Here is a 14132-nt window from a genome sequence, read left to right as displayed (position 1 = left end):
CGCACCGCCCGTCCGCCTTTCGGGCGCACGGCCTCCGGGTCAGGAAACGACCGCCGGGTCGGCCTGCTGGGCCACCCGCTCCGCGGCCCCGCCTTCGGCGTCGCCGACCGCGATACCTCGGCGCTTGGAGACGTACACCGCGCCGACGATGATCGTGAGCGCGATGATCGCGACCACCGCGCGGACCGCCGGGCTGGCGTCCTCGCCGTAGCTGAACTGCACCACCGCGGGGGCGATGAGCAGCGCCACCAGGTTCATGACCTTGAGCAGCGGGTTGATGGCCGGGCCGGCGGTGTCCTTGAACGGGTCGCCGACCGTGTCGCCGATGACGGTGGCGGCGTGGGCCTCGCTGCCCTTGCCGCCGTGGTGCCCGTCCTCGACCAGCTTCTTCGCGTTGTCCCAGGCGCCGCCGGAGTTGGCGAGGAACACGGCCATCAGGGTGCCGCAGCCGATCGCGCCGGCGAGGTAGGAGCCGAGGGCGCCGACACCGAGGGTGAAGCCGACCGCGATGGGGGCCATCACGGCGAGCAGGCCGGGGGTGGCCAGCTCGCGCAGGGCGTCCTTGGTGCAGATGTCCACGACGCGCCCGTACTCGGGCTTCTCGCTGTAGTCCATGATCCCGGGGTGCTCGCGGAACTGGCGGCGCACCTCGTAGACCACCGCGCCCGCGGAGCGGGAGACGGCGTTGATGGCGAGGCCGGAGAAGAGGAACACCACGGCGGCACCGAGGATCAGCCCGACGAGGTTGTTGGGCTGGGCGATGTCCAGGCTGAGGGCCATGTCCCCGGTCTTGACGCCGACCTCCTTGACCGCACCGGCGATCGCGTCGCTGTACGAGCCGAAGAGCGCGGCGGCGGCCAGCACGGCGGTGGCGATGGCGATGCCCTTGGTGATGGCCTTGGTGGTGTTGCCGACCGCGTCGAGGTCGGTGAGCACCTGGGCGCCCTCGCCCTCGACGTCGCCGGACATCTCGGCGATGCCCTGGGCGTTGTCGGAGACCGGGCCGAAGGTGTCCATGGCGACGATGACGCCGACGGTGGTGAGCAGGCCGGTGCCGGCCAGCGCCACGGCGAAGAGGGCCAGCATGATCGAGGTGCCGCCGAGCAGGAAGGCCCCGTAGACGCCGAGGCCGATCAGCAGGGCCGTGTAGACGGCGGACTCCAGGCCGACCGAGATGCCGGCGAGGACCACGGTCGCGGGACCGGTGAGCGAGGACTTGCCGATGTCCCGGACGGGACGCCGGTTGGTCTCGGTGAAGTAGCCGGTCAGCTGCTGGATGAGGGCGGCGAGCACGATGCCGATGGCGACGGCGACGAGCGCGAGGACCCGCGGGTCCCCGTCGTGGCCGGTGATGGCGGCCTCGGTGACGCCCTTCAGGTCCGCGTACGAGGACGGCAGGTAGGCGAAGACCGCGATGGCGACCAGCACCAGGGAGATCACGGCGGAGATGAAGAAGCCGCGGTTGATGGCGGTCATGCCGCTGCGGTCGGTCTGGCGCGGGGAGACGGCGAAGATGCCGATCATCGCGGTGACCACGCCGATGGCGGGCACGATCAGCGGGAAGGCCAGTCCCAGGTCGCCGAAGGCGGCCTTGCCGAGGATGAGCGCGGCGACCAGGGTGACGGCGTAGGACTCGAAGAGGTCCGCGGCCATGCCCGCGCAGTCGCCGACGTTGTCGCCCACATTGTCGGCGATGGTCGCGGCATTGCGCGGATCGTCCTCCGGAATGCCCTGCTCGACCTTGCCGACCAGGTCGGCGCCGACGTCGGCGGCCTTCGTGAAGATGCCGCCGCCGACACGCATGAACATCGCGATGAGCGCGGCGCCCAGGCCGAAGCCCTCCAGGACCTTCGGCGCGTCCGCGGCGTAGACGAGGACCACGCAGGAGGCGCCCAGCAGGCCGAGGCCCACTGTGAACATGCCCACCACGCCGCCCGTACGGAATGCGATCTTCATTGCCTTGTGCGCGACGGCCGTCAGGTCCTTCGCGGGTTCTCCCTCGCCGGGAGTGGCCTCGCGTGCGGCCGCGGCCACGCGGACATTCGCACGTACGGCCAGTCGCATGCCGATGTATCCGGTGGCCGCCGAGAACAGCGCGCCGACCAGGAAGAAGGCGGAACGCCCGGCCCGCTGGGACCAGTTGTCCGCGGGGAGCATGAACAGCAGGAAGAACACGACGACGGCGAATACGCCGAGGGTGCGCAACTGCCTGCCCAGATAGGCATTTGCGCCTTCCTGCACCGCGGCCGCGATCTTCTTCATGTTGTCGGTGCCTTCGTCGGCCGCGAGCACCTGGCGGACCAGGAGCTGGGCGACGACGAGTGCGGCCACGGCAACCGCCGCGATCACGATCACGATGAGCCGATTGTCATCGGTGAGTACTGCGGCTGCGAGCCCGGCATCGCGGGCTTGCGCGAGAGGGGTGAAGAGCCCCGTCATTCGTCCTCCTTGACGTGAAGAGCTCAAGATGTGGACGGATTGTAGGGAGCAGTTCCCGATCAAAACAGTACGCGGGAAACGGAATTGGCGAGCTCTCGCTCCTCAGCAATTGATCGTCGCGCCCCATTACCCTCGAAGGTGGTAATGGGGCAAAAGCATTGACGCCTGATCAATGATCTAGGTAAATGAAAAAAGACCCTGCTCAGCAGGGTCTTCAATAAGATCGGAATGTAGGACCGGAAACCCCTCCGCGGAAATGATCTCGGAGGAGAAAGCGATCTTTCAGGGAAGCTCCGGGGCGCCGGCCGCCGGCCAGCTCATCCGGATCACACCGCCGGACTCGCCGCTGGTGACCTCGTAGTCGTCGACGAGCCCGCTGATCACGGCGAGTCCCATGTCGTCCTCGCCTTCGGGGTCGGCCGCTGCCGCACCGCTGTCCGGGGCGCCGCCCGCGGCCGGGCCCGGCACCTCGTCGCCTACCTCGATGGAGAAGACCTTCTCCTCCTCGGTGAGCACCACTCGCACCGGCGCGGAGACCCCGCTGCCGCGGTGCAGCCCGACGGCGCGCGAGCAGGCCTCGCCGACGGCGAGCCTGACCTCGTCGAGCAGGGCTTCCTCCACCCCGGCCCGGCGCGCCACGGCGGCCGCCACCAGGCGGGCCGTCCGGACGTGTTCGGGCTGGGCGCTGAAACGGAGTTCAACGGTGGCCATGGGCTCCCCCTCGGACGTTCGGGCGTGCTGGGCAGGGGCCCCGGGCCTGGCCGGCCCGGTGCCCCGCTCTTCTGCTCCGGCTACTTCCGGTGAAAACGTCAGTCGGTGGCGCTGACGGCTTCGTCGACCGAGGTGTGGATGGGGAACACCTTGGTCAGGCCGGTGATGCGGAAGATCTTGAGAATGCGCTCCTGGTTGCAGACCAGGCGCAGGGAGCCCTCATGCGCGCGGACGCGCTTGAGACCACCCACGAGTACGCCGAGGCCGGTGGAGTCGAGGAAGTCCACCCGCTCCATGTCGACCACGAGGTGGTAGCTGCCGTCGTTCACCAACTCGACCAACTGCTCGCGCAGCTTGGGCGCGGTATACACATCAATCTCGCCACCGACCTCGACGACCGTGCGGTCGCCGACAGTGCGAGTCGACAGGGACAGGTCCACGGATCCTCCAGCACCTTGCTATCGAGCGGCGCCCCCCAGGGGCCTCCCCATCCGAAGGTAGGGGACGGATTGGCAGCCGCGATGGCATTCAATCACTTACCGGCAGGCGCGCACGACGCCTTCGGTCCATTGTCCTGCACGCCAGTGACACACTCGGTGGCGATGGCCAGCATTGAACCCCCCGGTCGGCCCACGGCGGCCGAGGACCCGCGACCTTCCCCCGGCACCGTCCTGGACCGGCTCTCACGGGGGCCGAACCGGGCTGCACGCGTCACCCATACGGAGCATTTGCCCCCTCGGGAGGGCCGCCATGCCGTCTGGCCGGATCGCATCCGAACAGATGTCGTGGCCGCCATCGGTCGGGCGGGCATCGCACACCCGTGGGCACACCAGGCCGCGGCGGCCGAGCTGGCCCTCGACGGGGAGTCGGTGGTCGTGGCCACCGGCACCGCCTCCGGCAAGTCCCTGGCCTATCTGGCACCGGTCCTGTCGGCCCTGGCCGACGGCGCCGAGGCCCCCAACGGCCGGGGCGCCACCGCCCTCTACCTGGCCCCCACCAAGGCCCTGGCCGCCGACCAGCGCCGGGCGGTACGGGAGCTCGCCGCGCCCCTGGGCAAGGCCGTCCGTCCCGCCGTCTACGACGGGGACACCCCGGTCGAGGAACGCGAATGGGTCCGCCAGTACGCCAACTACGTGCTCACCAATCCCGACATGCTGCACCGGGGGATACTCCCCGCCCACCCCCGCTGGTCCTCCTTCCTGCGCGCCCTGCGCTTCGTGGTCGTCGACGAGTGCCACACGTACCGCGGGGTGTTCGGCTCCCACGTGGCCCAGGTCCTGCGCCGCCTGCGCCGGCTCTGCGCCCGCTACGGGGCCGACCCGGTGTTCCTCCTCGCCTCCGCCACCGCGAGCGAGCCCGCGGTGGCCGCGCAGCGGCTCACCGGGCTGCCGGTCACGGAGGTCACCGACGACGCCTCCCCCCGCGGCGAGCTGGTCTTCGCCCTCTGGGAGCCCCCGCTCACCGAGCTGCACGGCGAGAAGGGCGCCCCGGTACGCCGCACCGCCACCGCCGAAACCGCCGACCTCCTCTCCGACCTGGCCGTGCAGGGGGTCCGCACGGTCGCCTTCGTCCGCTCCCGCCGGGGTGCGGAGCTGATCGCCCTGATCGCCCAGGAGCGGCTGGCCGCGGTGGACCGCTCCCTGCCGGGCCGGATCGCCGCCTACCGCGGGGGCTACCTGCCCGAGGAACGCCGGGCCCTGGAACGCGCCCTCCACTCGGGCGAGCTCCTCGGCCTGGCCGCGACCACCGCCCTGGAGCTGGGCGTGGACGTCTCCGGCCTGGACGCCGTCCTGATCGCCGGCTACCCGGGCACCCGGGCCTCCCTGTGGCAGCAGGCCGGCCGGGCGGGCCGCTCCGGCCAGGGCTCCCTGGCCGTGCTGGTCGCCCGCGACGACCCGCTGGACACGTACCTCGTGCACCACCCGGATGCACTGTTCCGGCGGCCGGTCGAGGCCACCGTGCTCGACCCCGACAACCCGTACGTGCTCGCCCCGCACCTGTGCGCGGCCGCGTCCGAGCTGCCCCTGACCGATGCCGACCTCGCCCTCTTCGGCCCTGCCGCCGCCGGTCTGCTGCCGCAGCTGGAGGCCGCGAAGCTGCTCCGCCGGCGGGCCACGGCCTGGCACTGGACCCGCCGCGAGCGGGCCGCGGACCTGACCGACATCCGGGGCGGCGGCGGCCGCCCGGTGCAGATCGTGGAGGCCGGCACCGGCCGCCTGCTGGGCACGGTGGACGAGTCCGCCTCCCACACCGCGGTCCACGACGGCGCCGTCCACCTCCACCAGGGCCGCACCTACCTGGTCAAACACCTGGACCTGGAGGATTCGGTCGCCCTGGTCGAGCAGGCGGACCCGCCCTTCTCGACCACGGCCCGCGACACCACCTCCATCGCGGTCCTGGAGACCGAGACGGAGATCGCCTGGGGCGACGCCCGGCTCTGCTACGGCTCGGTGGAGGTCACCAACCAGGTCGTCTCCTACCTGCGGCGCAAACTGATCACCGGCGAGGTGCTCGGCGAGGCCAAACTCGACCTGCCGCCCCGCACCCTGCGCACTCGGGCCGTGTGGTGGACGGTCACCGAGGACCAGCTCGACGCAGCCCGGATCAACCCGGAGATCCTCGGCGGCGCCCTGCACGCCGCGGAACACGCTTCCATCGGTCTCCTCCCCCTCTTCGCCACGTGCGACCGCTGGGACATCGGCGGCGTCTCCGTGCCGCTCCACCCGGACACCCTCCTTCCGACGGTCTTCGTCTACGACGGCCACCCCGGCGGGGCCGGCTTCGCCGAGCGCGCCTTCCACACCGCCCGCGCCTGGCTGACCGCGACCCGGGACGCGATCGCGGCCTGCGAGTGCGAGGCCGGCTGCCCGTCCTGCATCCAGTCCCCCAAGTGCGGCAACGGCAACGACCCCCTCCACAAGCGCGGCGCCGTCCGCCTCCTCACCCGCCTCCTCTCCGCGGCCCCACCGGAGCCGCCCTCACCCGAGCCCCCCGCTCAGCCCGCCCCTGCCTGACCGGCACGCGCACCGCGCCCGGGAGGCCGGGCCGCCCCGCGCCCGGGAGGCCGGGCCCCGCGCCCGGGAGGCCGGACCCCGCGCCCGGCGGACCCGGACCGGCGGCACCCGCGGCCGTGTCCGCCCCTGCCGGAACCACCCCCGTCGGGTCCCCCGGGTCCGCCCCCGTCGGGTCCCCCGGGTCCGCCGCCTCCGGGGGACCGGCGCGGGCACGGATCTCGGGGGTGAACGGGCCGGCCGGGGAGCGGGCCGCCACGTCGGCGATCTCGCCCGTCACCGCGCAGCGGACCAGCACCGCGGACTGCCCGCGGGCCACCCGGCCGGCCGCTGCGCAGGCCGCCCGCTCTCCGTCCTGCCAGCGGGCGGCCGCGGCGAGGGCAGCCAGATCGGCGGCGGAGGCCGCCTTGTGACGGGCCGCCACCACCTGGCCCAGCGTCAGCACCCCGCCGAACACCGCGCAGAGGACACAGGCCACCAGCACCGCCCACACACTGGCCGAGCCGCGCTCCCGGTCCACCCCGCGCCTCACGGCACCTCCCCCTCCCCCACCGCGTCCTCGGCGAGGGCCACCGCCTGCGCGCCCAGCCGCACCCGGAGGGCGCCCGGGCCGGGAGCGGGCGCCTCCACCCGCACCCGCCACAGCTCCCCGTCCCGCTCCAGCGCGATCCGGGCGCCCTCCGGCGCCGTCTCCCGGGCGATGGCGAGGGCCCGGCCGGCCGGCTCGGAGCGGGCCGCGGCCCGCGCCCCCGCCCGGGCGGCGTCCACGCAGCGGATCTGCGCGGCCGCCGCCATCAGGGCCCACACCAGCAGGGTCGCGAACACGACCAGCGCCGGGAGGACGAGCGCCGCCTCCGCCGTCACGTACCCCCGGTCAGAACGGCGCATCGAGTGCCTTCCCGATCGTCGCCTGCAAGGCCGCCGACACCGCCTCGCTCGTGACCACCTTGTAGAGCACCGCGGCGAACGCACACGCCGCGATGGTTCCCATCGCGTACTCCGAAGTCGACATCCCCCGGTCCTTCCCGGCACCCCGCCGGGCCGCCCGCAGCCTCCTCCCGAGCCACGCCCACGCCTTGGTCCGCATCCGCTTCTGCATGACAAGTCCTCCACTCCCGGTTCGTTCCGGATCCCTTGTGTTCCGGCATTCCGGCACCTGCCGGTACGGCAGCCGCCGGGTCCTTCCGTCCTCAGCGGCCGGAGAGCAGACCGGACGCGAGTCCGATCACCACCGGCGCCACCCCGACCGCCAGGAAGGCGGGCAGGAAGCACAGCCCCACCGGGGCCGTGATCAGCACGGCGGCCCGCTGGGCCCGGGTCAGGGCCGCCCGGGCACGCTCCTCGCGCAGGCCCGCGGCCAGCCGCGCGACCGGCTCGGCGGCCGGGGCCCCGGTCCGGGCCGCCCGCTCCAGGCAGGCGGCCAGCGGCCGCGCACCGGGTATCCCGGCGAGCCGGGCCCAGCCGTCGGCCGGTTCACCGCCCAGCCGGATCTCGGCCCCGGCCCTGGCCAGCTGCTCGCCCACCGGCCCGCCGAGCGACTCCCCGACCACCTCCGCGGCCTCCCGGGGACCCGCGCCCGCCGCCAGGCAGGCCGCCAGCAGATCGGCGGCCAGCGGAAGCTGACGGGCCGCCTCCACGGGATCCGGCCGGCCCTCCGGCGGCCGGGCGGCCCGGGCGCGGTGCAGCAGCCAGCCGGCCCCGGCACCGGCGAGTACGCCCCACACTCCGCCGAGCAGCAGCCAGCCGAGGGCCACCGCTCCCGGCAGCACCCACCAGGGCCGCCGCCCGGCCGCACGCCGCACCCCGGAGAACCGCCTGCGTCCCGGCGGCGGGTCCGGCGACAGCAGCCGCCGCGACCTGCGGCGGGCCGCCCGCTCCCGGAACGGCACGGCGACCAGCCACACCGCTCCCAGGACCGCGGCGGGCAGCCACACCGGCAGCCACACCGGCGGCCAGGCCGCGGCCGCCGGCCCGGTCACGACCGCTCCCCCGTCCGCACGATCCGCCAGGCCCAGGCCAGCCCCAGGCCCTCCAGCGCCAGCCCCGCACCCAGGCAGCCCAGGCCCAGCGGGGTGTGCAGCAGCACCCGCAGCGGTCCGGCCCCGAGGGCCGTGCCGATCAGCAGCGCCACCACCGGCAGCAGGGCCAGCACCACCGCAGTGGACCGGGCCCCCGCCAACTGGGCCCGCAGCGCCTCCCGCTGGTCCCGCTCGGCGCGCAACGCCCGCTCCAGGCGGTCCAGTCCGGCCGCGAGTCCCGCGCCCCCGTCCACCGAGACCTGCCAGCAGGCCGCCAGCCCGGCCAGTCCCGCCGCGCCGGGTTCCCGGGCCGCCTGCCGCAGTGCCTCCGGCACGTCCCCGCCGAACGCAGCCGCCGCGAGCACGGCCGCATCCGCGGGCCCCGGGCCGCCCCGGTCCTCCGCCGCCTCCCGCAGGGCGGCGGTCAGCGCCTGCCCCGGCTGGAGGCCGGCCCGCAACTCCCCGGCCACGGCCGCGCACACGGCCACCACCTCGGCGGCCCGCTCCCGGCGCCGGGCCGCCGCCTCCCGGGCCCGCAGCCACCGGCGCACCAGTACGACGGCCAAGCCCCCGCCCAGCAGCGGGATCAGGGACTCCGTCAGCCCGGCCAGCACGGCGCCGGCCACCAGGCAGGCCCACTCCCGCCGTCCGAGGGCCCAGGCCCGCAGCCGTCCGGCCCGGGCCTGCCAGGCCTCGCGCGGCTCGGGCACCGGGCCGGCCGCGCCGCCCGCCGGGAGCAGCCGGGCCCGCCGGGCGGTGCCGTCCCGGCCGCCGGCCTGCCACAGCAGGCCCGCGCACAGGACCGCCAGGAGCGCCGGCAGGGCGCCCGTCGCCCCCGCCGCGGTCACCGCGCACCTCCGAGCAGCGCTTCCAGTCGCTCCCAGCCCCGCTCGGGGGTGAATCCGCCGGCCGCCCAGCGCAGCGCGGGCACCGTCACGACCAGGCCCGCCGGGTCACGCTCCAGAACGTGCACCTCCGCCACGCGGCGCCGCCCGGTGCGGTCCCGTACGAGGTGGACGACCACGGACAGGGCCGCCGCCAACTGGCTGTGCAGTGCGGCCCGGTCCAGCCCGGCCGCCATGCCCAGCGCCTCCAGCCGGGCCGGCACGTGCGCCGCCGCATTGGCGTGCACCGTCCCGCACCCGCCCTCGTGGCCGGTGTTGAGCGCCGCGAGCAGGTCGGCGACCTCCGCACCCCGCACCTCACCCACGACCAGCCGGTCGGGCCGCATCCGCAGGGCCTGCCGGACCAGGTCCGCGAGGGTGACCAGCCCGGCCCCCTCCTGGTTGGCGGGGCGGGTCTCCAGCCGCACCACGTGCGGATGGTCGGGGCGGAGTTCGGCGGAGTCCTCCGCGAGGACGATCCGCTCGCCGGGCCCCACGAGCCCGAGGAGGGCGCTGAGGAGGGTGGTCTTGCCGGTGCCGGTGCCTCCGCTGATGACGAAGGACAGCCGGGCCTCGACGAGGGCGTGCAGCACCCGCTGTCCGCCCGGCGGCAGGGTTCCGGCGTCCACCAGCTCGTCGAGGGTGAAGGCCCGCGGCCGCACGACCCGCAGGGAGAGGCAGGCGGATCCCACGGCCACCGGCGGCAGCACCGCGTGCAGCCGGGTGCCGTCGGGGAGCCGGGCGTCCACCCAGGGCCGGGCGTCGTCCAGCCGCCGCCCGGCGACCGCGGCGAGCCGCTGGGCCAGCCTGCGCACGGCCTCGGCGTCGGCGAACCGCACCCGGGCCGGCTCCAGCCCGCCGCCGCGGTCCACCCACACCCGGTCCGGCGCGGCCACGAGCACGTCGGTGACCTCGGGGTCGGCCAGCAGCGGTTCCAGGGGGCCCGCCCCGACCAGTTCGGAGCGCAGTTCGCGGGCGACTCCGAGCACTTCGGCGTCCCCGAGCAGCCGCCCGCGGGCCCGCAGCGCGGCGGCGACCCGGGCCGGGGTGGGTTCGGCCCCGCTCTCGGCGAGGTGCTGCCGCACGGCGTCGAGCAGCCCGGCGCTCATGCCGCACCCGCCCCGGCGGTGGCACGGGTCCAGAACTCCGTGCAGAACCGGGCGAGGGGTCCGCGCCGCCGGGCGCCCGGGGGCTCCCCGCCTTCGAGGGCTTCGCGCAGGCCCGGTTCGGGCGGCAGCTCTCCGGCGAGGGGGAGTTTCAGCAACCGGGCGACGGAGTCGGGGTCCAGGCCGGGCGGGTAGGGGCCGCGCACCACCACCCGCAGGTCGCGGGCGACCATGGCGGCCGCCCCGGCGACCCGGCTGGCGGCGGCGACCGCGCGCAGCGTGGCCGGGACCACGAGGAGGGCGAGGTCCAGTTGGGCGAGGGCCTCGCCGGCGCCCTCGTCGATGCGGCGGGGCAGGTCGACCACGACGATCCCGCCGCGCCTGCGGGCCGCGGCGAGGACGGACCTCATGGCCGCGGGCGGGACGACCACCCGGTCGCCGCGGTCCCAGCTCAGCACCCGCAGGGAGTGGAGTTCGGGGAGGGATTCGGCCAGGGCTCCGGCACCGACCCGGCCGCGGGAGGCGGCGAAGTCGGGCCAGCGCAGGCCCTCGGCGCTCTCGCCGCCGAGCAGGACGTCCAGTCCGCCGCCGAGCGGGTCCCCGTCGATCAGCATGGTCTGCTCCCCGGCCCGGGCGGCGGTGACCGCGAGGGCGCAGGCGAGGGTGGAGGCGCCGGCGCCGCCGCTGCCGCCGATCACTCCGACGGCGAGGGCCGGGCGGCCGGCGCCTTCGGCGACATCGGCGATCCGGTCCACCAGCCAGGCTTCGTGCTCGGGGAGCCGCAGGACCCGCTCGGCGCCGATCTCGACGGCCTGCCGCCAGACCCGCGGGTCGTCCTGGTCCCGGCCCACGAGGAGCACCCCCGGGCGGCGCGGGGCGCCGCGGACCCGGCCCGCGGCGTCGTCGCCGACCAGGACCAGGGGAGCCCGCCCCCAGCCCGGACCGGCCCCGGCCCGGCCGCCGGACGCCCCGTCCGCGTGCTCCCCCGCACTGGCGTCACCGGAACCGCCACCGCCACCATCGGAGCCCCCACCGGAACCGCCACCACCGGAGCCTCCCCCGCTGCCGGCGGAACCCCCGCCGCCGCCTCCGGATTCCGTGGCGGAGCCCTGGCCTCCGGGGCCGTACGGTGTTTGCTCCGGCACCGCATGGTGCACGGACGGCTCGGCTCCGGCCGCGGCGCAGAGCCGCAGCAGGTCGTCGAGGAGGTCGGGGTCCTCGGTGATGATCAGCGGCGCGCCGGTGCGCACCGCCTCGGGAGCCGTCCGGCCCCACTGTCCACTCGTCTCACGCGACTTCGATCGGGACACGATCTCCGCCCCCTTCTCACTGCAAATCCCAAGACCGCGGACTTCGCGGCCGGAATCACCGTGCAGGGATCCGGAAAAAGATGTGGATCTTGCTCGAAATCTGTGGACAGTGCAGAAGCTGTGAATAACTTGGTCACTCTTTACGGCGACTTCCGGAGCGCACCGGAACCATCACCCACCGTCACGGAGTCGGACAGGGTGAGGGCGCCCGCATCGGGAGCCGTACGAGTGGAGGAGGGGACATGCGAGCGATTGCAGGCCCCGCAGGAGCGGACGCATATGCGTCCGGACATGCGACGACCCCCGCCGGGGGGGAGAGCGGGGGTCGTCCCCACGGTCCGACTCGGGGGGGGAGGAGCCAGACCGGGTTAGCACGGTCGCGAACGATCCGTGACTTCCATGGTGTACCCGAAGGCCTTCTCAGGCAAACCCACACGCCACACTTTACGCCGAATGGTTGGCGCATATGCTCGGGGCGTGGAAAACCACTCCTTGCCCCGCACAGCCGCCTTCTTCGATCTGGACAAGACGGTCATTGCGAAGTCGAGCGCGCTGACCTTCAGCAAGTCCTTCTACCAGGGCGGGCTGATCAACCGCCGCGCCGTACTGCGCACCGCGTACACGCAGTTCGTCTTCCTGGCCGGCGGCGCCGACCACGACCAGATGGAACGCATGCGCGAGTACCTCTCCGCCCTCTGCAAGGGGTGGAACGTGCAGCAGGTGCAGGAGATCGTGGCCGAGGCGCTGCACGACCTCATCGACCCGATCATCTACGACGAGGCGGCCTCCCTCATCGAGGAGCACCACACGGCCGGCCGTGACGTGGTGATCGTCTCCTCCTCGGGCGCCGAGGTGGTCGAGCCGATCGGCGAGATGCTCGGCGCCGACCGGGTCGTGGCCACGCGCATGGTCGTCGGCGAGGACGGCTGCTTCACCGGCGAGATCGAGTACTACGCCTACGGCCCGACCAAGGCCGAGGCCGTGCGGCAGCTCGCCGAGTCGGAGGGCTACGACCTGGCGCGCTGCTACGCGTACAGCGACTCGATCACCGACGTCCCCATGCTGGAGGCCGTCGGACACCCGCACGCGGTCAATCCGGACCGCGCGCTGCGCCGCGAGGCCGTGGCCCGGGACTGGCCCGTGCTGGTCTTCAACCGGCCGGTGCGGCTCAAGCAGCGGCTGCCCGGGCTGTCCATGCCGACGCGCCCCGCACTGGTCGCCGCGGCCGCGGTGGGCGCCGCCGCGGCCACGGCGGGCCTGGTCTGGTACGCCAGCCGGCGCCGCGCGGGCCTCGCGGCCGCGACGGGCTGACAAGCGGGGCGACGGGCGGGCCGACACCCGGCGCACCCCCTCCGACCTGCACCGACGCACCCCTGTCCGATTCCTTCCGATCGTCCCGGAAAGTAAAGAAGTGCGGCCAGGGGTTCCGCTTGTGTCCGATCGGAGGTACAAAGGATTCACGGCCCGCGAGACCTAAGGACATCCGAGAGGATCATCTTTAAGAACGCAGCAAGGCCCCACGGACCGAAGCATGAACGCCGAGCACCCACGCGACGTCGACCCGTCGATTACGGGCCAGCCGCACCAGGCCACGGGCAAAGTTCCCGGCCTGATGGGCAACTATCGAGGACGCTTGGTAACTGGGCGTGAATGCCAGCGGCGACACCATGAGCGAGACGGTGTCGCCGCAACCCTTTTCCGGCCCCGGGCCAGCGCCCGGGGCCTTCCGGCAGCCTCAGGCCGCCCCGCGCTGGAGCGCCTCGCAGACCGCCGTGGACTCGCGCACCCCGAGTTCGACCGCGCGGCCGCAGTGCGCGATCCAGGCCGCCATCCCCTCCGCGGTTCCGGAGACGTAGCCGTCGAGGGCCGCCGCGTACGCCTCCCGGCCCAGTTCCGCGTGGCCGACCTCGGCCGGGCAGATCGCCTTGGGGTCCAGCCCGCTGCCGATCAGCACGATCCGCTCCGCGGCCCGCGCCACCAGCCCGTTGTACGAGCCGAAGGGGCGCAGCGCGATCAGCTCGCCGTGCACCACCGCGGCCGTGACCAGCGCGGGAGCCGAACTCCCGGCGAGCAGCAGGCCCGCCAGGCCGTCCAGCCGGCCCGCCACCTCGTGGGCGTCCGGCAGCGGCAGGCCGATCAGCGGCTCGTCGACCGGCTCGCCCGCGAGCCGCGGCCGGCCCACCGAGTCCTCCGCGGCCCCCTTGCCGGCGGCGACGAGGTGCAGCCGGGCCAGGACGCGCAGCGGGGACTGCCGCCAGATGCTCAGCAGCTGGCCGGCCTCGGCGGTCAGGCGCAGGGCGGCGCCCACGGTCCGGTCCTCGGCGTCCGCGCCGAAGTCGGTGCGCCGGCGGACCTCTTCGAGCGCCCAGTCCGCCCCGGACAGCGCGGCGCTGCCGCGGGCCCCGCGCAGCGCGGCCTCGGAGGTGATCTCCGCGCTGCGGCGGCGCATCACGCGGTGCCCGTAGACCCGGTCCACGGCCTTGCGCACGGAATCCACGGACTCGGCGACGCCCGGCAGGGAAGCCAGAGCGGCCAGGGGATCGGCAGACGTACTCATAGGTAGGGAGCCTACGCACCCATAGCAGCCGCCCCACGTTGGAGTGGTCTTCTTCACTCACCTCGACCGCAGTGCGCGAGCAGGCCGCTACGCTTG

Annotated in this window: 13 protein-coding genes; 2 read left to right on the top strand and 11 right to left on the bottom strand. The window is 74.5% G+C overall.

Features of this window, described 5'->3' with window-relative positions:
* Nucleotides 1-39: 39 nt before the first annotated feature.
* From ACZ407_RS31205 to bldG, 3 genes are all read right to left on the bottom strand, one after another.
* Complete coding sequence (locus ACZ407_RS31205; RefSeq protein ID WP_468134190.1) at nt 40-2439, bottom strand: sodium-translocating pyrophosphatase; 2400 nt, start codon at nt 2437-2439, stop codon at nt 40-42.
* Nucleotides 2440-2721: 282 nt separating this feature from the next.
* Nucleotides 2722-3150: an ATP-binding protein gene (locus ACZ407_RS31200; RefSeq protein ID WP_468134188.1), complete on the bottom strand. Its 429-nt coding sequence runs from the start codon at nt 3148-3150 to the stop codon at nt 2722-2724.
* 98 nt (nt 3151-3248) lie between these two features.
* On the bottom strand, nt 3249-3590 hold the full coding sequence (gene bldG, locus ACZ407_RS31195) for an anti-sigma factor antagonist BldG (RefSeq protein WP_046926810.1): 342 nt from the start codon (nt 3588-3590) through the stop codon (nt 3249-3251).
* 81 nt (nt 3591-3671) lie between these two features.
* On the opposite strand from bldG, the gene ACZ407_RS31190 reads away from it, so the two are divergent.
* Nucleotides 3672-6164, top strand: a complete 2493-nt coding sequence (locus ACZ407_RS31190; protein WP_468134186.1) for a DEAD/DEAH box helicase — start codon at nt 3672-3674, stop codon at nt 6162-6164.
* On the opposite strand, the gene ACZ407_RS31185 is transcribed toward ACZ407_RS31190, so the two are convergent.
* The 7 genes from ACZ407_RS31185 to ssd all read right to left on the bottom strand — a co-directional run bounded on the left by ACZ407_RS31185 (nt 6091) and on the right by ssd (nt 11419).
* On the bottom strand, nt 6091-6693 hold the full coding sequence (locus ACZ407_RS31185) for an Rv3654c family TadE-like protein (RefSeq protein WP_468134184.1): 603 nt from the start codon (nt 6691-6693) through the stop codon (nt 6091-6093). The genes ACZ407_RS31190 and ACZ407_RS31185 overlap by 74 nt on opposite strands.
* Entirely contained in the window at nt 6690-7049 is a 360-nt protein-coding gene (locus ACZ407_RS31180; protein WP_468134182.1) for a TadE family type IV pilus minor pilin, read from the bottom strand. The genes ACZ407_RS31185 and ACZ407_RS31180 overlap by 4 nt, the downstream gene beginning before the upstream one ends.
* Entirely contained in the window at nt 7036-7260 is a 225-nt protein-coding gene (locus tag ACZ407_RS31175) for a DUF4244 domain-containing protein (RefSeq protein WP_468134180.1), read from the bottom strand. The genes ACZ407_RS31180 and ACZ407_RS31175 overlap by 14 nt, the downstream gene beginning before the upstream one ends.
* A 91-nt stretch (nt 7261-7351) precedes the next feature.
* A complete protein-coding gene (locus ACZ407_RS31170; RefSeq protein ID WP_468134178.1) occupies nt 7352-8140 on the bottom strand; it encodes a type II secretion system F family protein in 789 nt (262 codons plus the stop codon).
* Nucleotides 8137-9027 carry a type II secretion system F family protein gene (locus ACZ407_RS31165; protein ID WP_468134176.1) on the bottom strand — a complete coding sequence of 297 codons (891 nt, stop codon included), beginning with the start codon at nt 9025-9027 and terminating at the stop codon, nt 8137-8139. The genes ACZ407_RS31170 and ACZ407_RS31165 overlap by 4 nt, the downstream gene beginning before the upstream one ends.
* Nucleotides 9024-10172: a TadA family conjugal transfer-associated ATPase gene (locus ACZ407_RS31160; RefSeq protein ID WP_468134174.1), complete on the bottom strand. Its 1149-nt coding sequence runs from the start codon at nt 10170-10172 to the stop codon at nt 9024-9026. The genes ACZ407_RS31165 and ACZ407_RS31160 overlap by 4 nt, the downstream gene beginning before the upstream one ends.
* Complete coding sequence (gene ssd, locus ACZ407_RS31155; protein WP_468134228.1) at nt 10169-11419, bottom strand: septum site-determining protein Ssd; 1251 nt, start codon at nt 11417-11419, stop codon at nt 10169-10171. Before ssd ends, ACZ407_RS31160 begins: the two co-directional genes overlap by 4 nt.
* A 513-nt stretch (nt 11420-11932) precedes the next feature.
* On the opposite strand from ssd, the gene ACZ407_RS31150 reads away from it, so the two are divergent.
* Nucleotides 11933-12790: an HAD family hydrolase gene (locus ACZ407_RS31150; protein ID WP_468134172.1), complete on the top strand. Its 858-nt coding sequence runs from the start codon at nt 11933-11935 to the stop codon at nt 12788-12790.
* A 424-nt stretch (nt 12791-13214) separates the two neighbouring features.
* Here the strand turns inward: ACZ407_RS31150 and ACZ407_RS31145 are convergent, their stop codons facing one another.
* Nucleotides 13215-14036, bottom strand: a complete 822-nt coding sequence (locus ACZ407_RS31145) for a Fic family protein (RefSeq protein WP_468134170.1) — start codon at nt 14034-14036, stop codon at nt 13215-13217.
* Nucleotides 14037-14132: the final 96 nt, after the last annotated feature.

Source organism: Streptomyces sp. NPDC030809, assembly GCF_055572195.1.
The sequence above is the reverse complement of the archived record's forward strand: the minus strand, read 5'-3'. Positions and strand labels throughout refer to the sequence as shown.

Coding starts and splice junctions, on each gene's coding strand:
- ACZ407_RS31205 (WP_468134190.1), bottom strand. CDS start 2,439: ATGACGGGGCTCTTCACCCCTCTCGCGCAAGCCCGCGATGCCGGGCTC.
- ACZ407_RS31200 (WP_468134188.1), bottom strand. CDS start 3,150: ATGGCCACCGTTGAACTCCGTTTCAGCGCCCAGCCCGAACACGTCCGG.
- ACZ407_RS31190 (WP_468134186.1), top strand. CDS start 3,672: ATGGCATTCAATCACTTACCGGCAGGCGCGCACGACGCCTTCGGTCCA.
- ACZ407_RS31180 (WP_468134182.1), bottom strand. CDS start 7,049: ATGCGCCGTTCTGACCGGGGGTACGTGACGGCGGAGGCGGCGCTCGTC.
- ACZ407_RS31175 (WP_468134180.1), bottom strand. CDS start 7,260: ATGCAGAAGCGGATGCGGACCAAGGCGTGGGCGTGGCTCGGGAGGAGG.
- ACZ407_RS31160 (WP_468134174.1), bottom strand. CDS start 10,172: ATGAGCGCCGGGCTGCTCGACGCCGTGCGGCAGCACCTCGCCGAGAGC.
- ACZ407_RS31150 (WP_468134172.1), top strand. CDS start 11,933: ATGGTTGGCGCATATGCTCGGGGCGTGGAAAACCACTCCTTGCCCCGC.
- ACZ407_RS31145 (WP_468134170.1), bottom strand. CDS start 14,036: ATGAGTACGTCTGCCGATCCCCTGGCCGCTCTGGCTTCCCTGCCGGGC.